The organism is Plectonema cf. radiosum LEGE 06105, from assembly GCF_015207665.1.
GTDB classification, from domain to species: domain Bacteria; phylum Cyanobacteriota; class Cyanobacteriia; order Cyanobacteriales; family Nostocaceae; genus Rivularia; species Rivularia radiosa_A.
The window spans coordinates 20,306-42,421 of sequence record NZ_JADEWL010000040.1 but is presented as its reverse complement, the minus strand read 5'-3'; the positions used below and the strand labels follow the sequence as shown (position 1 = coordinate 42,421).

The following is a 22,116-nucleotide window of genomic DNA, read 5'->3' as shown; positions in this document are numbered from 1 at the left end:
GATTAAAAAGAATCGCGCTTAACTACAAAAACTTAACTTTTAGATAGAATACAATCAAACGAATAACTTATGTCAACTGAACTTAAGACAGAAATTTACGAAGAAGTTGAACGCCGTCGTAATTTTGCCATTATTTCTCACCCTGATGCCGGTAAAACCACGCTGACTGAAAAATTACTATTGTACGGAGGTGCAATTCATGAAGCTGGTTCGGTAAAAGCTCGTCGAGCGCAGCGTAAAGCAACTTCTGACTGGATGGCAATGGAACAGCAACGGGGTATTTCGATTACCTCAACAGTGTTGCAATTCGAGTACGAAAATTGCCAAATAAATTTATTAGATACTCCCGGACACCAAGATTTTAGTGAAGATACCTATCGTACTCTCAGCGCTGCCGATAATGCAGTCATGTTGATTGATGTCGCAAAAGGTTTGGAACCCCAGACGCGGAAATTATTTGAAGTTTGCAAAATGCGGGGTATTCCAATTTTCACATTTGTAAATAAACTCGACCGTCCCGGAAGAGAACCATTAGAACTTTTAGACGAAATTGAGCAAGAATTAAACTTACAGACTTATGCGGTAAACTGGCCGATTGGGATGGGAGACCGATTTAAAGGTGTGCTTGACCGTCAACAGCAAAAAATTCACTTGTTTGAAAGAAGCGCTCACGGTAGTAAAGAAGCTGCAAATACGATTGTTGATTTAGGGGATGCCAAAATCGAAGAACTTTTAGAACAAGACCTTTATTATCAACTCAAAAACGATTTGGAATTGTTGGATGGAGTTGGACCTGAGTTGGATATAGATTTAGTACATCAAGGCAAAATGACCCCGGTATTTTTCGGGTCGGCGATGACTAATTTTGGTGTAGAATTATTCCTCAACAATTTTCTGCAATACGCTCTCAAACCAGGTTCTCATGAAAGCAGTCTGGGTGAAGTTCCTCCCACTTACCCAGATTTTTCCGGTTTTGTGTTCAAACTGCAAGCCAACATGGACCCCAAACATCGCGATCGCGTCGCATTTATCCGTGTATGTACTGGTCGGTTTGAAAAAGATATGACAGTCAGTCACGCTCGTACTGGTAAAACGGTACGTTTATCTCGTCCGCAAAAATTGTTTGCTCAAGAACGAGAATCTCTTGATGAAGCTTATCCAGGGGATGTGATTGGTTTAAATAATCCCGGTGTTTTTGCAATTGGCGATACAATTTACACTGGTAAAAAAATAGAATATGAAGGTATTCCCTATTTTTCACCTGAGTTGTTTGCCATTCTCAGAAATCCCAATCCTTCAAAATTCAAGCAATTTCAAAAAGGTATCACGGAATTGCGTGAAGAAGGAGCTGTACAAATTATGTACTCTGTGGATGAATCGAAGCGCGATCCAGTTTTGGCAGCAGTCGGCCAGCTACAGTTTGAAGTGGTACAGTATCGTTTGGAAAACGAGTATGGTGTAGAAACCCTTTTAGAACCTTTGCCTTACAGCGTTGCTCGTTGGGTAGAAGGAGGTTGGGAAGCCTTGGAAAAAGTGGGACGTTTATTCAATACCACCACGATGAAAGATAGTATGGGAAGACCAGTATTACTATTCCGCAATGAATGGAACACCACTCAATTACAACAAGACCATCCGGAATTGAAATTAACTGCCATAGCACCCGTATCTGGGCAAACATCAACTTCTTAATTCTAATTGACCGGGGAACGCCGGTCACCTTTTCACCATTGGGGAGGTAATAAATAATAAGTAATAGGTAATAGGTAAAGTTTATATAAATTAGGAGTGATTATATAAGTAATATTGCGTAATTAATTGTCGTTGATAAGGTTTTGAAGATAATTATCTGTAACATCTGCAAAATTTTGATCGAAACGCGACTTCAATCCAAAAATGTAAGTTTTTTTTTTAATTTTTTAATTTTTTTAAATGTGCTTAGTGAGAGAATAAAATATTTATGTCTTCACATTCTAAATCATCTTTAGAGGCTGGCTTAGCTGCCCTCAAACAAGAAGATTACCGTACAGCAAAAATCATTTTAGAAGACGTTGCCGCTAGAGATAGTGATATTCATCGCAGCTTACAAGCCCAAGTTGCTTTAGTTGTAGCTTATTCTAAAGACGGCGAAATTCAAATGGCGATCGCGGTGTGTGAATCTCTCACTCAAACCAATAATTCCCAAATTAAACAATGGGCAGAAAAGTCTTTAAAACAACTGAAAAAAAAATATCCCCAACAGCAACTCTACTCAACGGGATTTGTTGCTTTTGAATCCTCAAAAGAAGAATCAGAGCGAGTTGAACAAATAGAGGAATTGATATCATCTTCTACTCCTCCACCTCCACCTCCATCATTTTCAAGTTCGCAATTAAAAAAACTTCCCGCACAAATCCAAACAAAACCTGACGGTGAGCAAGTAGCCCATAAGCAAGCAAATATCCATTGGCGTTTGGGAAGAAGAGCAAAAGTATGGCAACCATTACCAAAAAGAAATTTTCTTCGCTTGCGATTGTTGGGGGTTGGAACTTTCATTGCTTTGTTTTGGGTGGTACGAGGGCTGATACAGCTAGTAATGAAATTAATCAATGATATTTTAGTTGCGCTGCCATTTTTAGAACCCATACAATTTTTATACAAAAATCCCACCTTGTTTTTGTTGGGCATATTTACGATATTAACGGCTGTTTCACCGTGGTTAATCGATTGGCTGCTCTGTAGATTTTACGCAAAAAAAACTTTATCAAGAGAAACTTTAAATACTTATTCTCGTGAATCAGTGCGAGTACTACAACGCTATTGTCAACCAAGAGGTTGGAAATTGCCACAACTAGGAATTTTACCGATAGTCGCACCAATCGCATTTACTTTCGGTCATTTACCTCGCACCGCTCACATTGTAGTCAGTCAGGGACTTTTAGAACAATTAGCAGATGATGAAATAGCGGCGATCGTTGGTTGTCAATTGGGACAAATTGCTCGTATAGATTGTACTGTAATGTCTGTAATGGTATTAGTGACAATTCCGGTTTATCAACTATATCAATGGATTTGTCAACAAGCCGATAATATACCCAACCGCATCGGATGCACAGTTCTAGGAATTATTGGTAATGGTGTTTATGGAATTTGGCTGTTACTTACGGGAACTGGTTTGTGGTTATCTCAAAAAAGAATTTACCAAAACGATCGAATTGGTGCGGAAGTCACTGGAAACCCCAACGGATTGATTCGCGGTTTGCTCAAAAGTGCGATTGGGATTGCGAATAATATTGCTAATTCAGAACAAACACCTTGGCAATTAGAAACTTTAAACCTGTTAATACCAGTTGGTTACAAACAAAGTTTATCTTTGGGTAGTATCGCTGCAAACACCACCTTTGAGTCGTTGTTAATGTGGGATTGTCTTAATCCCTACCGGCAATGGTTTTTAATTAATAACAGCCATCCCTTGATGGGGGAACGGTTGCGAGAACTATGTAAAATCGCTGAGTACTGGCACGTTGAACCTGAACTCTACCTGGAAAGTCAGCAGTGTTTAAAATTGAAGCGTGAGTCATTTCTATTACAAATCTCTCCTTTTTTAGGCATTTTATTTGGTGCAGCATCAGCTTTGCTTTTTCGGTTGGCTTGGTACGCAGCATTTGCAGTGCATTTAATTAACCTCAAGTGGATATACGACGACTGGAAATTCGTTACAGGTTTTATGCTGATCGGTTTTAGTCTGGGTAGTTTAATTAGAATAAATTCCTTGTTTGTTGATATTAAATCTGAAGATTTACAAACTTCTGAGTCTTTACCAGAATTATTTACAAATCCAGCTACCTTACCCATAAACAGTACCGCAGTGGAGTTTTCCGGAAAATTATTAGGTCGTCGCGGTAGTCGCAACTATTTAGGACAAGATTTAATTCTCCAAGTAGGTTTGAGTTTGGTCAAATTACATCATGTCTCCTGGTTGGGACAATCTCTCAACGCCCAAGACTTTATCGGTAGAAGAGTTTCAGTCACTGGCTGGTTACGACGAGGTGCAACACCTTGGTTGGATATTCAAACTTTAAAAACCCAAAGTGGCAAAATGGTCAATAGTCCTCATCCCATTTGGTCTACTATTTTGACGGTAGCTACTTTCGCTTGGGGTGCTTACATTATTTTGACCAGCTAATTTATTAGTCCTTCTGATTCAGTGGAAATCTTTTTGTAAATAAAAGTTGCGAAATCTCAAATCAAATGTTACATTTATTAACAATAACCAATGCAACCCAAAACCATTACAAGGCTTTAAGCTGAATTGATGTAAAAGGCTGCTTGCGCTATTATTTTCCCCCTTTTGTCGTTCCAACACAGCAGGAAATAAACCAGCCGCTGGCTGGTTTTTGTTTCTTAAAAGGGGTTTGCTTCACGAAAAAATGTATTGTATGCTACTATGCATTAAATACTGGACTAATTTGTGTGTGCTGAACTAGCTGCGTTTAGAATACCGTGATATTGTAGGAAATGGTGTTTAAATCTTCATAATAAAAGAGCATTGAAAAAGTTTTGTTTTGCCAGAAGTAGAATGCAGAATTTATAATTTTTGGGATTAAAGTGTTTGCGCTTTTGAGCGTGAGCTTTTAGCTTAAAAAATTAGCTTGGGAAAAATTGTATTGTAAAGATTGACAGTTTGCAGTAAAAAGATAGTCTGCGAGAGTGTTATTTAATGACATATGTCTGTCATCTTTAAAACCAAGTTTTTTTAAACCCGCTCATCTTCATCTAAATACATTGGAGGTTATTTCATGTCCATCCGTTTATATATAGGCAACTTGCCTAAAGAAGAAATCGACAAATCAGAATTGCAAGAAGTTTTTGCTGAAGAAGGCAGCAGTATTACTACTAAATTAATCAAAGACCGCAAGACTGGCAAGTGTCGCGGCTTCGGTTTTATGACTGTGAATAACGACGAGCAAGCTGACCAAATTATTGAAAAATATAACGGTCTAATGTTCAAAGATTCTCCGATTAAGTTGGAGAAAGCGTTACCTCGCAGCAAGAGTAGTGAGGAAGGCGAAGAACAGCCACAAATTTCCAAGGCACCTACTCCAACTCCTGTTACTAGTGGCTCTAGCAATCCTGGAACTGGTGGTAGTAGTAAAAAAGCTAAAAAATCTCGTCGCGGCGGTGGTGGCTCTAGAGATACCAGTAGTGCAGGTGTTTCTTCTTCCGATGGTGGAGTCAATCCAGATCCTCGTTGGGCTGCGGAGTTAGAAAAGCTAAAACAAATGCTTGCCGCTCAGACTACCAACTAAGTGATTTAAAGGCTATTCCCTGTGAATTGGGAAGCCTACACTCACCCCTGACGGGGAGTGTAGGTAGTTCACCTTGTTAAGTCTATGCCAATTTTTGGTAAGTTTTTGCAGTGTATTCGTAGCTCTTGTACCATATACAGGAATGTTCAGAAATATTCGTTGTAAATGGCTAACAAGAGCTTATATTATCGACTTTACATATAAAATCTTTAGTTTTATTAGTAATCTTTATATCGTTATATAGTTTTAGAGTGCGATTCAAATTCTGATTTAAAATTGTGATTAATAAAAAAAATATATATATTGTTTCACACCCAAAGAAATTTAATCTATAATGCAATGCGGTTGAGTTATGACAATTGGCATTACTCAATCATTTAGATAAAGTGATGGTGTGGCATTGTTTGAGACCTAGCAATACATCCTCCAGGGCAAGGTTTTCGTATTTATAAGCAAAAAATACTTCGTATTTATAAGTAAAAAATACAAGTAATTAGGCAAGATTAAATATATATTGCGATCGCCCGCATCTGGAGGGTTAAGGCGAGATGCTGCACTAAAATTCCTCGCTGCGGACAAGAATTTAAAGTTTTAAGACGGGTATAAATGTTTTTGCAGTAGTAGCTAATTCATAGCTGAATATGGCTAACGCCAAACAATTAATCGATAAAAGTCTAAAAAATCAATCAACACACAAAAAACAGATCGATCGCAATTGAGGGGACGCTATTATTTTAGGTATTTTAGGTTTTGGATTCGCCCCAAAGATAAATCTGGAAACTACTCCGTTGAAGAACTATTAGAAAATCCTATACTATGCATATTTTTAGATTCATGGATAAGTTCCTATTAATACAATTATGTTACTTAAATCCCACTATGGGAATTTTTAGCAAAAAAGTAGCGTAAGGTACAACTTACTTTCTAATTACATACTATGTATATTAAAATACATATTTATTTTTTTGAAATAATTGCTTTTGTATTTCTATACTCTGAAAATAAAACATTAATTTAGTTTTTAATTCACTTTTTTTTTAAGTGTTAATACACTGAAAAAGCGTGTTATTTAATTCATTATTTTTTTATTTTAAAACACCAGACGACTAAAGTTAGAGTTAAAAATAATACTTATGATGATAAATTATAGCGATAATTTTGCTGATAATTTCGGTATATTTTAGGTAATAAATAATGATTTTATAATATTTACTACATAAAAACCATCAATATTATTACTGAACTAACAAAGGTAAAAGTGATAGCAAAGATGTAAAAATATGTCACATATTAAATTAAAATAAAACTTACATAAACATTTACAAAGATTTTGGTCTTACGGGTTGAAGCGAATCAACGCAGCTACCTGTAGACCAATCACATTTCTTAACCAACAAATTATGAACCTTGCAACAGAACAACGCATCGCCTTAATTTCCGTCCACGGCGATCCAGCGATTGAAATAGGTAAGGAAGAAGCTGGAGGGCAAAACGTTTACGTTCGTCATGTAGGGGAAGCATTAGCTGAACTGGGATGGCAAGTTGATATGTTTACCCGTAAAGTTAATGTAGAGCAGGAAAATATTGTTTGGCATTCTCCTAATTGTCGAACAATTCGTTTGAAAGCTGGTAATGTTGATTTTGTGCCACGAGACAATCTTTTTGGGCATTTACCAGAATTTGTAGACAATTTTCTGAAGTTTCAAGAAGAGAACGGAATTATATATAATTTAATTCATACCAATTACTGGCTTTCTAGTTGGGTTGGTATGCAGTTAAAGCAAAAACAAGGAAGTCAACTTGTACATACATATCACTCCTTGGGAGCAGTTAAGTACAATACCGTAAAAACGATTCCTTTAATTGCCAGTACCCGCTTAGGAGTAGAAAAACAGATATTAGAAACAGCACAAAGAATTGTTGCAACTTCGCCGCAAGAACAAGAACATATGCGTACCCTTGTTTCAGCGAAAGGGAATATTGATGTAATTCCTTGCGGTACAGATATTGAACGCTTTGGTCGTGTTGACCGAAAAGCAGCGAGAACCGAGTTAGGAATTAATCCTCAAACCAAACTTGTAATGTATGTAGGACGTTTTGATCCACGTAAAGGTATTGAAACCTTAGTCCGCGCAGTGCGAGAATCTAAGTTATTTGGCTCGGAAGACTTAAAATTAATGATTTGTGGTGGTAGTCGTCCCGGGCAAAGTGATGGTGATGAATGCAAGCGGATCAAGAAAATTGTCGCAGAATTGGGAATGAGTCATATGACTGAATTTCCGGGTCGTATCAGTCAAGAAGATTTACCATCTTACTATGCAGCAGCTGACGTTTGTGTTGTTCCGAGTCATTATGAACCTTTTGGTTTAGTAGCGATTGAAGCAATGGCAAGCTTTACACCAGTAATTGCAAGTGATGTTGGTGGACTTCAGTTTACTGTTGTCAATGAAGAAACAGGTTTGTTAGCACCACCCCAAGATTTTCAGGCTTTTGCGAATGCGATTGACCGAATTTTATTGGATGCGAATTGGAGTGAACAATTAGGTGAAGCTGCAAGAAAGCGTGTTGAGACTAAATTTAGTTGGGATGGAGTTGCAATGCAATTAAGCGAACTCTATACAAATTTATTACAGCAATCTGTAGAGCAGCCAGCCTTAGCAAGCAGTTAATAGTCATAGCCCATTATTATTTTTGATTGCGATAGGCGAAGCCTATCGCAATTAATCTGAGAATGATAAATCGATCATTGCACCGAATAATTCCCTAAGCACTCTTGGACAACTACACCCGTAAATAAAAGATATTTATACTTAGCAATCAAAATATTCTTAATATTAAATAAATAATTTCTTACGTATTTATATTGATATAAAACTGATAATTTTTAAATTTATCATTACATACAAGTATTCATTTACAACTGAATTTCAGTATTTATTCGCAATCAGGGAAAATACTTAATCCGAAATCAAAGTTTTAGTAAAATTAAGATTTTCTTCTGGACATTACACTTAATAGAGTTTTAACTAGATACATCAGCAACTGAAATTTTCTACAGCCAAGTTCAAATTAATCTTATCTACTTTGACACAAGGAAAATATATAAATCCGGAAATACAAGTAAATAAGTTAGATTAATTTGAATGTCTGTAAAGGCTTTTTAATTAAGTTGCAATCGTGGTTTCAGATAAGATTATGACCGCGAATAATTCATTTTAAAAATTATCAAAACAAGATTAAAAAGGAATAAAATGTTGAGATTTAATCAAACAAATCAATTACAAAATTCTCTTTGTGCTTTAGGTTTAACTGCTCTTGGATTATTTATTGTGCCGGAATCTGCTCAAGCTTTTACTTTAGTTGATAAAACTGGTTTTACCGATATAGATTTTAATCAGCAAATCGCAGATGGAACATTTTCAGAATTATTTGTTGCAGAAGGAAGAATTGGTGATAGAGGAGGTGCTGCAACTTATGAATTAAGTATTAATGATGATGTAGTCAAAGGTGCTAGAGCTGTCACAGAAGAACAGTTTAACTGGGAGAATGGTAAAGAATATGAGTTTAGCTTAGAATACGACGGAAATATGGTTAACTATATTCTTGGTGGTGAAACACTTAGTACCAGCAATTTTAGTAGTCCGATCAATAGTATTTTCTTTCGTACCAGTGCTGGGAAAAATACTGCAACTTCTCTAACAAACCTGATGTTTAATGGTGGTGCAATTGGTAGTTTATCTTCTAGCTTAAATGACAGCAGAGATATTGATTATCTCCAAATCAAAGATATATCTTCCCCATTTATAATTACAGGTAAAGCATCAATGGTTTGGCAGGGAATAGCACCTAAAAACTCTCTGAATGCATTTCAAATTAAAGTAGGTAATTCTCCTAAAGCTAAGGTACCTGAACCCGTTACCATCGGCGCAATATTCGTAACTGGAATGGCTGGTTTAGGTTTGAGTAAAAACAAGAAAAAAAATGAAGATTAAAGCTTGATATTTACTTTTGTTTGTGTTTAATTCAATTACATAAAAAACTGAATAAGCAACCTTTTTATTGCCTAAAAACCGGGTTTATTGCAAATTTCAGGGTCTCAAAACCTTGATTTTTCCTTTAAAAATCCGGTTTTTTTGGTATTGTCGAGAATAATCCAAAATATAACTTAAAAAACTTAAGCAGTTGAACAAATGCACGGTTTAAAGATATCCACATCTTTGATGGGTGCATCTGTTGTTTCAATCGAGCTATACTTACCGAAATAACGCTTTAATCAAAAACAATCGCTGTGCAAACATTTGACTTTACTACTTTGAGCGCAGTTTGCAGCGATATTCGTGCTAACTGGCTGCCATCACGCTTAGAGCAAGTTTATCAGCGCGATCGCTATACGATTGCAATTGCGCTCCGCACTCTCAAAAAACGGGGTTGGCTGGAAATTTCCTGGCATCCCCAAGCTGCTCGTATTCATATAGGTTCTCCACCACCGCGATCGCCAGATACATTTACATTCTCTCAACAATTAGTTCATCAATTGGGTGGCTTGGCTCTGGTGACAATTGAGACAATCGCTCCTTGGGAACGGGCTGTGGATTTACAATTTGCCCGTCGTCCTGGAGAGCAAGCCCTATATCACTTGTATGTAGAAATAATGGGCAAATACAGCAACGTAATTCTTACGGATACTAAAAATATAATTGTTACCGCTGGTCGTCAAGTCAGCGAACAAAAATCCAGCGTTCGTCCTATATTAACCGGAGATGTTTATCAAAAACCACCCAAACTCACTACTGCAATTCCCAGTTTGGATGAATCCCTAGAAAATTGGCAAGAAAGAGTCAGCTTAATACCCGGAGCAATCAAGCGTCAGTTGCCTAAAATTTACCGTGGTGTTGCTCCGGCTTTGGTAGAATCGATGCTTTTAGCAGCAAACCTGAGTACGGAAAGTACAACCGATAACCTGACATCAGAAGAATGGCAATTATTATTTAAGCAATGGCAAGAATGGCTGAAAGCTTTGCAATTCGATCAGTTTCAACCGGGTTGGACTTCTACAGGTTACACCGTACTTGGCTGGGGTACAGTGGAAAAAGCGCAAAATATTCAAGAATTACTCAACCGCTACTATACCGATTGGCTTAATCAACAGATATTTTCTCAATTACGACACCAACTCGTTCAGAAGCTGAGCAATATTTTAGAAAAGTTACGTTCCAAAGCTCAAATCTTTAAAAAACGCTTGCAGCAGTCAGAAAAAGCAGATGAATATCGTACCAAAGCCGATTTATTGATGGCTTATCTCCAAGAGTGGAAACCGGGGATGCAAGAAATTACTTTAGCTGACTTCGAGACGAATGAACCAGTAAAAATTCAATTACAACCAGATAAAAACGCAGTACAAAACGCTCAAAACCTTTATAAACAACATCAAAAGCTGAAACGCGCTCGTATTGCAGTAGAACCTTTACTTGCAGAAGTGAATGCCGAAATCGAATATTTAGAACAAGTTGATGCAGCAATTTCTCAAATTGATAACTACCAAACGGATGAAGATTTACAAGCTTTGGAAGAAATCCGCGAGGAATTGATTACACAAAAATATGTAGAAGATTCGGAATATCGTAGACGTAGTTTTAATGAAGCAACGACAAACTTTTATCGTCACAAAACACCAAGCGGTTTTGAAGTATTGATTGGACGTAACAACCGTCAAAATGACCAATTAACTTTCCGTGTTGCTGGAGATTATGACTTATGGTTTCATGCTCAAGAAATTCCCGGAAGTCATGTATTACTTAGGTTAGAACCTGGTGCAATACCCGAAGATAATGATTTACAGTTTACCGCTAATCTTGCAGCACACTATAGTCGCGCTCGTCAGAGCGAACAAGTACCAGTGATTTACACTCCTACCAAACACGTTTATAAACCCAAAGGAGCTAAACCAGGAATCGCTATTTACAAACAAGAAACCATACTTTGGGGAAAACCACAATCTGTTAAAGAATTTTAGATTTCAGATTTTAGATTTTAGATTTTAGATTTTGGATTAAAATCTTGATTTAAAAGTTGTAAATTCTTTTGTTCCTTTGGTTATTGTCTTGCCTGTGATCCCTTAGGTATATTGATTTATTCTTAAAGATAGAGGCAGAAAATCTATAGAAACATCTTTTTTTAGTAAATTTTCCAAAAAATTCTGTACTACCTGTTACAATATTGTGAAGAAAGATTACTCAAGAGGTTTTGGGAAAGCGAAAACTTGGGTTTAAATTTTATTGAGAAGACAACACAAATAAAAACACCTAGACCAGCTTTGGGAAGCTGGTCTTTTTTGTAATCAGTAGTCTGTACATCCGATTGCTGAGACACTGAACCCACTTAAGCTATCAAGTTCTGTTGATGAAAATTCTTAATTTGATTTTGTGTCGCGATCGCAGTCTGATTTAAAAATAATTTTAGTCACATATATATATGTAATTTTGGTACAAAAAAATCTAGAAACTTGATATTTTTACTATCGGAGAATTTACGGTTTTTTAGCTTGATGCTTGGGTAGGATTGTTGATTAAGCTTTAATAAAGCTATTTTTGGTAAAGTTCTTGCCAAAATAATATAAGTTTGCTATAGTTCTTAATCGTGGGTCAAAAACATTGCCGGGATAGCTCAGTTGGTAGAGCAGAGGACTGAAAATCCTCGTGTCACGAGTTCAAGTCTCGTTCCTGGCATACCTTACAACCCACAAAACCCTACTTTTGAATACACCACTTTACCCCCAAGTAATCTTTTTCTTTAGTCAAAGTTTAGTCAAGAAAAAATTTTACTGGTTTATGTCCCAAAACAACAGGTGGTGTTGGTCGTTCACTTCTCATCATCATTAGTTCAAATGCCCGCTGATGATGTCGTTCCGATATCCAATGGTGGTACAACTCGCTATGCACTTGGTTGGAATGTCCCATTTGTTGGGCTGCTAGGGATATGTCCAAGCCAAACTCCAAAGTACGCACTGCCCAACAATGCCGTAGGTCGTAGGCTTGAAAGGAAATATGTCGCCTAAACCACACAGTTACAACATGACCGATATCGGCATTGGGACGGTCAACGTTACAGTTTGGTAACTTGACGTTTTGTAAGTCAAATTCTTGGAACCATTCCGGGTAGCACGGCCACACCCGACGGGAACCAGTTTTGGAGTTCTCACCAACGTTGACGATGTAATCGCCTTTCGCGATCGCCCCAAGGTCAAGACGGAATACCTCGTGATTGCGGAGTCCGTAGGTTGCCAACATCCCAAACACCCACTGCCAAGCCTCGTCCTTTATCTCGTAGTAGGTTTTGGCAATCAAAAGGTCGTCGGGTAAATCTCTGGGTGTGGCTTTTTTGGGGGAATATTTGCCTTTGTAGGCTCGCAGATTGATGTCAATTCCCGCGAATTTGGCGAGCGCTTGCAGTGCCATACATACGCGCTTTCTCGCTCTGGTGTCCGGTTCAGTGTTGCGAACCACTTGTAAAATCGCTTCTTTGGTTAGTAGTTGGTCTTGAGGTAGCCGCTTGAATACCCGCAAGTATTCCACAGTCCATGTAGTTTGGGTTTTGTGGTTGTGTTGGCGGGTTTCAAAATAGAAGTTTTCATAGTCCGTTATTAGGTCGGCGACGTACCGCACGGGAGGGGAATCGGGAGAATCTTGTAGATAAATCTCCCATTTAAAATCCTTACAAGCCAGTAATCCCGCGAGTTTATATGCTTCCGCTTCCGCTCGCTTGATGCCTTTTTTGTTGGCACGGATGCCAAGCGCTATTCGCTGTTGGGATGGTTTACTTTTATCCGAGTTGGGCTTGGGGGGGAGTGTCGCTCGGAGGTAGAGATTGTTTCCCATTACCTCGACCCTTACCCCCATTAGTGCATCTTTGAGACGGTTGTTTATTTCTGCTAATTGTTCAGCAATATTCATCTCTAGTTAATTGCTTAATATCTTCTCCTAACTCGCTTTCCCATTCGAGAATCATTTCAAGAGAATTAAGTAATCCTCTGTAAATTACTATTTTTTCTTCGGGTCGGTTAGACACGGTCACTGCTTCTATGTCCGCCATAATCTCAAGAGCTAAATTTCTGGCTACCGTGTAAAAGATGCAACGAGATAATTCATCTTGCTGCTCTCCCGTGATTTCAATAAGACGTATCATCTCGGATCTGGTTAGTAAAACCCTGAGCAATCCCGGTCGGGACGACGATGGGGAGATAACCCCCCGGTACGGACTAAGATCGATTTTCATATAGCTTTAACTGCAATTTTTTCTATTCCTTCTTTTTCAATCAAAAATGTCACTGGATCAAAGTTGCAATCATCGTTAGTCCAATAGCAAATAAGGGTATATTCTCCCCTAACTTCTTTATGCAGTACTAGATCCAATGATTTCTCTAATATCTCGTTCAAATACTGCTTAGTTGTGGGTTTTAAATAACGCCTACCTAAGTTATCCCTTAAAGCAAGATATAGGTTTTTATCATTGGCAGCTTCAATAAAATCTTGGATTGTTTCTATTGAAAGCTTGTGAATCACCGGATAGGACTCGCCACAAATCGAACATTGATAATGCGTTACTGTCTCCGGGAGACCAAACCTAGGTTCCAAGCACACCGGGCAGAGAATAAATTTCTTTTCCATCATTCCATCAATTCAAATTCTTCTAGCCCCGCTTTGGGAATCGCCCGACCGCTAGGAGATGCGAACGTAAACATCGTGCTGCTTGGCGGATTGGGCGTAGAAATTAACGTACAGTTATCAACCCACTTCGGCTCTAACTCGTTGATGTCCCGCGACCAAACTTTTACCCGGAAATTGCGATCGCAACACAGTCCTTTTTCTAGCTCCCAAATCGCCGCTTCTACTTTTTCTCGGAATTGCTTGTAAGTTAGCTTGTGAGATTTTTCTATGAACTCGCTTTGACGACCCTCGCGTTTATCGGGTGAAACATATTTTAAATGTATGTGACTTGTTCCGACCCGGTAATTCACATCCCACGTCCCAGTTATCCCTGCAATTTTTAGCGAGTTGGTTTGGTTTTTATCAAAGCTGGGATGCAGTTGAATTTTTTCTTTTTTATTTTGATCATTTTTTTCATCTAGTGGATCGAAACGCCCGAATCCCTTACCCACGCCCGAAAACTTTCGATCCACTGCTCGATCCATTACTCGATCCACTGGATCTACTGGATCAGTCGGTGGATCAAAAACTGTCAGTTGATTTACCCCAGAATCGCAAGTTTCCTTTTTTACTGGATCAGTACGTGGATCAGTTAGTGGATCGAAAGATTCTCTTGATATATCGTTGTTTGGAGTATTACTGTTTTTTAGTGGATCAGTTAATGGATCAGTTAGTGGATCGAAAGATTCTCTTGATATATCGTCGTTTGGAGCATTTCGATCCACTGCCTCATAAAAATTGCTGTTATTTTTTTGATTTACTTTCTTCCATAAATGGGGTCGGCTTCCATCTTTTCCGTACCCTCGTTCTTTGGTTGCTTCCCATCCGAGAATTTTTAAGCAATCTACGATTGTTCTTTGATGCCTCGTTTCTCTTCTGCTTGGTTCGAGTTGGAGACAATCATAAATTTCTCCCATGTAAGTTTCACTCTTACCTGACAAGAATGATTCGATCGTTTCTTGCCACGGATGGACTGCTTTATATTGCTCGTTCTCCTTGTCTTGCAGGTAAGCTTCCCGCGAACGCTCGGCGATATAGTGAATGTCGCCTCGCTGCCAACAGTAGTAAGCGGCCGCCCAAAGTTGGTCGCGAATTGTTTCTAGTTTGGCAACGTCGATCTCTTGATTGACGTTGATAATCCAAAATCTTCGGTTCCGACCCGATGGATCTTGCAGAATTTCTGGGTTGTTAGTTGTCCCGACGAAAACGCAACCGCGTTTATGTTTAGAGATACTCCGCTCGTAGGGCTTGCGGAATGAGTCATTTTTTTGAGCAAGAAATTTTTTGAGTGCCTCAATGTCTTTATGTTTATAGACGGTCGCGAATTCCGACCATTCCAAGCACCAATATTCATGGATGAGCATTTTCTCATCCTTGGCGTTACTGTCGTCGATCGAGTCGCTGAACCAATCATCTCCAAACAGCACATTCCAAAAAGTTGATTTTTTGATTCCTTCAGCACCGTGGAGAATCAGCGCGTTATCCATTTTGGTACCGGGTCGCATCATCCGCGCTACCGACCCGATCAGAAATCGCTTCATATATATGTTGCAAATTTCTGAATCATTCCCGAATAGTTCGGTTGATAAATTGTCAATAATGCTTGTATCTACGTCCTTGTAGCTCTCGGCTACGTCTTGTAGGTATTCTCTTATGGGATGGTATGAGCGTTGTTTGGCTAAGGTGCGGATGGCTGTAACGGAATCGTCCTTATTAACATCCATATCCAGTTCCAAGGCAATCTTAACCCGTAGCTCATCGGCTCCCAGTGGTTCATCTACCAATTCGGGAGATTGAGTAAGTTCATTCCACCGAAGAAAGCTACCCCAAGCTTGTTGGATTGTTTCGACAGCTCGAGCTAATTTTGATTTTTTGCGGTTTTTGATTGCTTCTTGCTTGGCACTCCAACTTAAATCGTTATCTTCCTTCCATTCTTCGATTGTTTGAGCTTGGGTTACAAGTCGATCAAATGCTTCTACGGAATTTTCAACAATGTAATCATCAACTCCTTTAGCGTCCCCTTCCGGCAACGAAATGACCATTACCTTGCTACCAGTTGCCGATAGGTCGCGAGCTAGGTTCTCAAGTGCTAGTTGTACCGGACGTTTTGTTACCACGTCGTTATCGAAGCAGAGGTAAAATAACCGTCCAAACCCACAGAATTGAGAAATTAATTTGTTTAATCGCCCTTTCTTCCTGCAAGTTGAAACACCGGGAATACTAATAGCTGCATATCCGCTTGACAATAAACACGCAGCTTTTTTAGCACCTTCTGTAATAATTACGGGAATCTTTAGGTCTTGTATTATTTTTACCCAGTAATTGTAATCATCAACTTTGAGAAAAAGTGGATACGCCCCATAATCACAAGCTCCAAGATATTTTTGAATACTGCCATTTTTAATATCTGGATTATCTGGTTTTGCTTGTACACCAAGTAGCTGAAGCTCTCCAGTTGTTGGGTCAACACCTCTTACTACCCAAGCTGGAACTAATTTATCGGAGTGTTTCCACTTTCTTCTATTGTTGCGATTAAGGACTTCATCAAGCTGCCTTGCGTCTAACTCAGTATAAATATTAGCCGCTATTATTGATGGCTTGACCCCTGAATTTACCCATTCTTGCCAGTGATTTGTAGCAATGTATTCTGGCTTACAAACTACATTTTCTGTTCTATCTTGTGTTATAATCATATTAATAAAAAACGTTATTTAAATTACGTTTGAGTGTCACCTGGCGCTCAATTTTTTTATGTAGTAACATCGATTTCCAAGTCATCAATTAACTCCCGAATATCTTTTTTGTACTTGTTGCTAGTTTCAAGTTGATGTTGCATTGACTGAACTAGTACCCCCACCACTAGCGTTGCTCGTATGCGATTGGTATTGAATTTTTCTTCTATGTAGTCAACAAGCTTGACTAGTTCTGTACCTGTCAAATACGATGCTTCTGCTAGTTTTTTGTTGTAGGCGTGGTTGTTCGTCATTATTAAAAGGGGATTTGGTCGTCAAAAATTTCTAGTGGTAATTTGTGGGTCCTACAAAAATCACCTTCCGCTGTTCCGGGAATGAAGCAATAAAGGTATGGCTTAGACAAGCGTATTTCCACCAAAAATAATTCGCCACTATAAGGGGAATAGTTTATAGTTGTGCGAATTATTTTGGTGAAGGATATCTCAAAGTATTTAAAGTCTTTGTGGTGAACTGCTGACCACATCCACAAATGTAGGTGTAAAAGGAATTTAGCGCCTATCCCGCTCCAAGTCCCAAAGCGCTTTTTCAAGTACCCACTTATCCGGTTTACCGGGATTGCAGTTTCTGGCATATGCAACAAGTCGATCTGCTGTTGCTTGGTCATAACGTACAAGCTCCAACAATTTGCGGTATTCCCTGGAATTCCGATAAGCTGAACGTTTGGAAGGTTTGGAGCGCTTGACCCGATATGGTTTTATCTTCCTGTGATAGCTCCACGGAATTTTTATGCGAATATTCGATAAGTCCCAAAGCAAGAATGTTGGTATCCCGTAAGCCTCTTGGAATGCGAGAAACAGCATCCAAGCCGCTAGTGCCATTCCCATCAGCGATACGACTAAAATTAAATTGTTCATTAGAGTAATTAGGTAGATTATCTCTAATGTCTGAGAGCCTCCCGGTTACTGTAATCGGGGGGTTTTCGTATTTTTTGGCTTGCTGTTGTCTCGGTAATATTGTCATTCTTTATACTTTTTTCGGTTTAATTACGGATTTTGTCGCATCACTGTATTTCTACCCTTCATAATGAGCGCTCAAATTGAGATATTAAGAAAGCGGGAGTGGTGACTCATGCCCGCTTATTGTTCACTTAGTGAAGCCACTCAATAAAGAGCGCTTTTAAAAGAGCGCTTGATTATGAGCGCTTATATGATATTATGACTAAAAGAGACATAACGCAACAGGAGAAACCTTCCGCTTTGAAGCAACTACGCGAAGACGCTGGTTTAACTCAGGAGCAAGTGGCTTACCGTCTTAAGAAAGCGGTTTCGACTATTAGACGTTGGGAGAAAGGAGATGAGCCCTCGCTAACCCGACGCGAATGGTCAGAACTTTGCTTATTAATTGGGAAGAAATTTGATGAGTTGCCGGAAGTTATGAGTACTCCGCTCGTTGAGAACGAAATAGATTAATGCTTATAGCGAACACCCACAAGTGACCGAGTAACGGCTATTTCGCAGTGTAAGCGGTAGCCCGTCCTTCTGAGGTTAGTACCTAAAAAATGGGGGAGTACTCGCAACTCCCCAAAACCCAGATGAATTTGTAATCATAGCCATCCAGTTATAACCCGTAAATCGTCGCGTCGTGGGGTAAGGCTAAAAAAAATAGGACTGTCAACAGTCCTTCAACTTCAATTAGTTAATCTATCTACTCACATTTTACCAATGAACAAACCAATCAGGTACTATACCAATCTTGATCGCGGAGAAAGTGGATTACTTGACGGAATGGTGGACAAGTACGGACAGCGCTTAGAGGAAATTTCATTAAAAGAAAAACTATTTCTTGTCTCCAATATCGCTAAAGACCTTGGAGAGCTTGCACCTGGAATAATTCGGGATGAAATATATGTTTTGGCAATACACGTATCCGGCTCGCTCAAGTCTCACGATCAAGAGGGTTTGCTGGAAGCCTTAATCGCTCAAATCAGGAGTATGTAGTGGGTCAATCCCGAATAACTTTATCTCCCGAAGTCCAAGCTTTGGCTGATGATTTGTGCAAAGTTACGGGATGCTGCAACCTTGCTAGTCTTTTTGGCTTAATGTTGACTCGCTACGGTACCCACTTGAGGCATTCGTGGCAAGTTGCCGCATTTGAACCGCCAAAACGGCTTGAACAGTTCAACATTCCAACCATTAATCATCCAGAAAAGCCAAATCATGTAGAAGATGACCCCGTAATACGCCGTATTGCCGGAATCATCGACACTTTCTGAAAAACGCAACCGCTAAGCTCACGAAAGCGGTTGCACCTACAGCAATTTATATGGAATCACAATATAGGCGACTTCGCAATTTATTGCTTGAGGTCGGAATCAAACCCACAAATCTTATGTTTGGTGGATTAATTGCAGCAGCTCTAGCGTTGAGCATTCCCTCGCTGCAAAAACACCAAGCCAGAATTGATCTGATACGTTCTGAAATCAAACAACGGGAAGACGTAGCAGAAAAGTTAGAGCGTCAACTCAGTTACGAACAACGCCAAGCATCGGTAGCGAATAAAAGATACGAGTCATGTCTTCCCGTCGTTGGTAATCAGTACCAAAATGGCACCCACTATTTTACCGGAATCAAGGAAGGGGATAAACCCAAGGATAAAATCAGTGGCGAACATCTCCCCACAGGCACCATTATTTGTGATGCCCACGGGAATACAGGTGTTATTGCTCGCGATGGTTCGATCGCTTATTTGGCATTTACGGGCGATCGCGATTTAATCCAATCGCGTTTATCGCGGTTTCGCGGCTCGCAGTACACCCAACCAGTGATTAGCAATGACTGAGAAATATAGAGACGCAGCGCCTCGCGGTCAAAATTTTTATCGTGAGGCGAAACAAAAAGCACCGTTGGCATTAAATATCCTGATTTGGGTAATCACAGGAATTATCCTCTCAATCATCTTAACCAACGTCAAACCTTATGAAATCATAGCCTCACGCTATTTGTCGGGCGTTAGTTATTCGGAGATTACCGAATTTATTTTAGGTATCTGGGTAATAGGTGCAATCTTTGGTTTTCTTCTAAGGTTCGTGAATTTTGGGCTTGGTTTCTTGCTTTGGGCGTTTATCCAAATATTGGAAATAATCCCTATGGAATTACTAAGTCACGAACGATTCCTAGATAAGAACATTCAAAAAGCAGGTAAGAGTCCTTATACAGACTCAGAACGCGATTCGTGGGAAGTCAAACTTGCTAAAAAAATACGCAATAGTCTCAGTACTGAAGTCTTGCGGTTCCTAATTGTCTTAGGAGTATGCGTTTACGTCATAGACTTTTTCGCTTGCTTGACGGTATTCCCTCCCGTTCAAGGTGGTGGTGATGTTTGGAAGTTGCTTGAGGTAATTCAATATCAGCAGTTTTCACAAATCGATTGGGGAAATATTCTGCGAGCTGTAACAACCGTTGGCGCGGTTCAATTCCTCTTAAAGTTACGCAGGATAATTGTGCAAATTATTCGCGATTTAAACGACTAAAAAGACGGGTTGGGTGTGACTCAACCCGCTTCTAGAGACTTTTAACTACACAACAATCATGACAAACTTTGATCCGGAAGGCGACTTCCGGGATATTTCAACATGGGAATTAATTGCAGAATCCAAAGCATCGAATACGGGTATGAGTGCAAAGATTATTGCTGGAGTACTATTTGGTGGTGCTGGTGTAGCTTTTGGTGTGGAAATATTGGGGGGTGTAATCGCCGCATGGTGTCTAAAATCGGCTTGGGATGCATCGAAAAATATTGGTAAAAGGTTACGATTAGTTCGCGACTGTGGATGCAATGCATTCGTACTAGACGAAGATCAATTTAGGACTTACGTTAAACAGTTTGGCGAAAAACCAGTAATTGAGGAATTAGTTTTCGCCCAAAGCGCGGGAGTTGAGTTATCCCCATTTGCTGAAAACTGGCTAAGGACTTGTAACAAGCGACTTGCACCACAGAAAGAACAAGCAGTTTTGACTCAATCTGAGGAGCGCGAGAAAACTCCCGCCGGAATTATTGACGCATCTAAACCTATTCCCCAAACTACTCAAATCGAAAAATGGGAGGAACGTGATCGAGATTTTGATATTGAGCAGATTATTCGTGATCGAATCCCCAATCTTTTTATTATTGGCTTGGGTCGTAGCGGGAAAGGAATGTTATTGTCCAACCTATTGCGTTCGTTGCAGCGTCACCGACGGGATAAAAAAGTATTTTTGATCAACGGGAAAGATGACCCCAAAGAATACGGTTACTTTAAAGATGTGGTAGCAGTCGAGTGGAAACTAGATTGTGATGCAGCGAGCGCTTCCGCTGTCGCTGAGTTTATTGAAGCCGCGCTGAATGATTACGATTCATTTGTCGCTGAGCATCTTGGAGCGCTACTAGTTGTTGATGAAGGGACAATTATTGGGGCAAAACTGAAAACCGCCAAGGTCTCGAATTTACTCAATGACCGTGTTGTGGGTATTACTTCAAGTGGAGATAGTACGGGGAAAAATATTTGGTTCTGCGCCCAATCTCCTTACGCTGGTGGCAATGGAACCGACCTTACAGCGCTGTCTCAACTAACAAAAATCGCGTTAGTACATCAAAGTAATTTAGGTGTGATAGCCGATTGGAAGCAAGCGCGAATATTCAAGAGTTTTGATATTGAAAAAATAACCGAGTTAATTAATCAGTCAGAAGTAAATAGAGCTATTTACTTCGGTGGAACTACTCAATGGTACGCAATGACTAAACTTCAGAATTATTCGGATTTTGACCGGGATAGTAACCAGTTTATTGGAGATAAAACCACGGATAACGTGAAACAATATACAGCTATTCAACCTGATAATTTGGGCGTTGAGTTGTCAGAAAAAGCTGAAAAAATTCTAACCTGGTTAGTAAAAAGAAATAGCCGTGACTGGTTTTATTACAAAACTTCGGGAGAGAACAAGCGTGATAATTCTTTTACTATGATGCTTAGTAGGCTAGGTTTATTAAATGACGAACGAGAGTTAAACGACACTTATACAGAATTATTGGAAATCGCAAAAATAGAGATATCTGAGGATGATTTAGGAATACGGCTTCTGTAACAGAGTTTGTAACTGTAACTGTAACAAGACGCTGTAACCCCTGTAACACCGTGCTGTTACAACCAATTGGAACACAATTCTCTTGTTACGTTACGACGTTACGACTTTGAGTAATTAACATTAATTGGAGATAGCCCCCATGCTAGAAAATCAAAAGTTAGAGCTATGTGACAAGTGTAATGTGTTATTGGACTTCTGCCCAGATTTTGGATTTTATAGTTGCTCAGAGTGTGGTGAAGTTTGGGCATACGATGAAGATGACCCAGATTATCTTGAATTAGCAACAGCGCTTTGTCCTTTTCACGATCAAGGT

General features: G+C 39.3%; 18 protein-coding genes and 1 tRNA gene. 13 read left to right on the top strand and 6 right to left on the bottom strand.

Translation table 11 applies throughout. The features are described from left to right. Positions 1–69: 69 nt before the first annotated feature. From prfC to IQ247_RS13935, 7 genes are all read left to right on the top strand, one after another. Complete coding sequence (gene prfC, locus IQ247_RS13965) at positions 70–1,692, top strand: peptide chain release factor 3 (protein WP_193920905.1); 1,623 nt, start codon at positions 70–72, stop codon at positions 1,690–1,692. Between the two features lie 268 nt (positions 1,693–1,960). After that, positions 1,961–4,165 (top strand): M48 family metalloprotease, encoded by a 2,205-nt coding sequence (locus IQ247_RS13960; RefSeq protein ID WP_193920903.1) that lies wholly within the window; start codon positions 1,961–1,963, stop codon positions 4,163–4,165. Positions 4,166–4,778: 613 nt separating this feature from the next. Beyond that, positions 4,779–5,288 carry an RNA recognition motif domain-containing protein gene (locus IQ247_RS13955; protein WP_193920901.1) on the top strand — a complete coding sequence of 170 codons (510 nt, stop codon included), beginning with the start codon at positions 4,779–4,781 and terminating at the stop codon, positions 5,286–5,288. Positions 5,289–6,688: 1,400 nt separating this feature from the next. Further along, entirely contained in the window at positions 6,689–7,957 is a 1,269-nt protein-coding gene (locus IQ247_RS13950; RefSeq protein ID WP_193920899.1) for a glycosyltransferase family 4 protein, read from the top strand. A gap of 582 nt (positions 7,958–8,539) precedes the next feature. Continuing rightward, on the top strand, positions 8,540–9,280 hold the full coding sequence (locus IQ247_RS13945; protein WP_193920897.1) for a choice-of-anchor W domain-containing protein: 741 nt from the start codon (positions 8,540–8,542) through the stop codon (positions 9,278–9,280). Between the two features lie 296 nt (positions 9,281–9,576). Beyond that, a complete protein-coding gene (locus IQ247_RS13940; protein ID WP_193920895.1) occupies positions 9,577–11,301 on the top strand; it encodes an Rqc2 family fibronectin-binding protein in 1,725 nt (574 codons plus the stop codon). Positions 11,302–11,940: 639 nt separating this feature from the next. Next, a tRNA-Phe gene (locus tag IQ247_RS13935) sits at positions 11,941–12,013 on the top strand. 75 nt (positions 12,014–12,088) lie between these two features. Here the strand turns inward: IQ247_RS13935 and IQ247_RS13930 are convergent. The 6 genes from IQ247_RS13930 to IQ247_RS13905 form a co-directional block, all read right to left on the bottom strand. Beyond that, positions 12,089–13,237, bottom strand: coding sequence for a site-specific integrase (locus tag IQ247_RS13930; RefSeq protein ID WP_193920893.1), 1,149 nt, complete (start codon positions 13,235–13,237; stop codon positions 12,089–12,091). Beyond that, complete coding sequence (locus IQ247_RS13925) at positions 13,224–13,469, bottom strand: hypothetical protein (RefSeq protein WP_193920891.1); 246 nt, start codon at positions 13,467–13,469, stop codon at positions 13,224–13,226. The genes IQ247_RS13930 and IQ247_RS13925 overlap by 14 nt, the downstream gene beginning before the upstream one ends. Positions 13,470–13,555: 86 nt before the next feature. Then, positions 13,556–13,846 (bottom strand): hypothetical protein, encoded by a 291-nt coding sequence (locus IQ247_RS13920; RefSeq protein WP_193920888.1) that lies wholly within the window; start codon positions 13,844–13,846, stop codon positions 13,556–13,558. A 104-nt stretch (positions 13,847–13,950) separates the two neighbouring features. Then, complete coding sequence (locus IQ247_RS13915) at positions 13,951–16,683, bottom strand: virulence-associated E family protein (RefSeq protein WP_193920886.1); 2,733 nt, start codon at positions 16,681–16,683, stop codon at positions 13,951–13,953. A 56-nt stretch (positions 16,684–16,739) separates the two neighbouring features. Beyond that, the gene (locus tag IQ247_RS13910) at positions 16,740–16,976 is read right to left on the bottom strand and encodes a hypothetical protein (RefSeq protein ID WP_193920884.1); all 237 of its coding nucleotides are present in this window, start codon (positions 16,974–16,976) and stop codon (positions 16,740–16,742) included. Positions 16,977–17,343: 367 nt separating this feature from the next. Next, positions 17,344–17,703 (bottom strand): hypothetical protein, encoded by a 360-nt coding sequence (locus IQ247_RS13905; RefSeq protein ID WP_193920882.1) that lies wholly within the window; start codon positions 17,701–17,703, stop codon positions 17,344–17,346. Positions 17,704–17,897: 194 nt separating this feature from the next. Between IQ247_RS13905 and IQ247_RS13900 the strand changes: the two genes are divergently transcribed. From IQ247_RS13900 to IQ247_RS13875, 6 genes are all read left to right on the top strand, one after another. Further along, entirely contained in the window at positions 17,898–18,152 is a 255-nt protein-coding gene (locus IQ247_RS13900; RefSeq protein ID WP_193920881.1) for a helix-turn-helix domain-containing protein, read from the top strand. 252 nt (positions 18,153–18,404) lie between these two features. Further along, positions 18,405–18,680, top strand: coding sequence for a hypothetical protein (locus IQ247_RS13895; RefSeq protein ID WP_193920880.1), 276 nt, complete (start codon positions 18,405–18,407; stop codon positions 18,678–18,680). Next, positions 18,680–18,955 carry a hypothetical protein gene (locus IQ247_RS13890; protein ID WP_193920879.1) on the top strand — a complete coding sequence of 92 codons (276 nt, stop codon included), beginning with the start codon at positions 18,680–18,682 and terminating at the stop codon, positions 18,953–18,955. The genes IQ247_RS13895 and IQ247_RS13890 overlap by 1 nt, the downstream gene beginning before the upstream one ends. A gap of 50 nt (positions 18,956–19,005) precedes the next feature. Beyond that, a complete protein-coding gene (locus IQ247_RS13885; RefSeq protein ID WP_193920878.1) occupies positions 19,006–19,521 on the top strand; it encodes a hypothetical protein in 516 nt (171 codons plus the stop codon). After that, positions 19,514–20,212 (top strand): hypothetical protein, encoded by a 699-nt coding sequence (locus IQ247_RS13880; protein ID WP_193920877.1) that lies wholly within the window; start codon positions 19,514–19,516, stop codon positions 20,210–20,212. Before IQ247_RS13885 ends, IQ247_RS13880 begins: the two co-directional genes overlap by 8 nt. Positions 20,213–20,270: 58 nt before the next feature. Continuing rightward, positions 20,271–21,803: a hypothetical protein gene (locus IQ247_RS13875; RefSeq protein WP_193920876.1), complete on the top strand. Its 1,533-nt coding sequence runs from the start codon at positions 20,271–20,273 to the stop codon at positions 21,801–21,803. Positions 21,804–22,116: the final 313 nt, after the last annotated feature.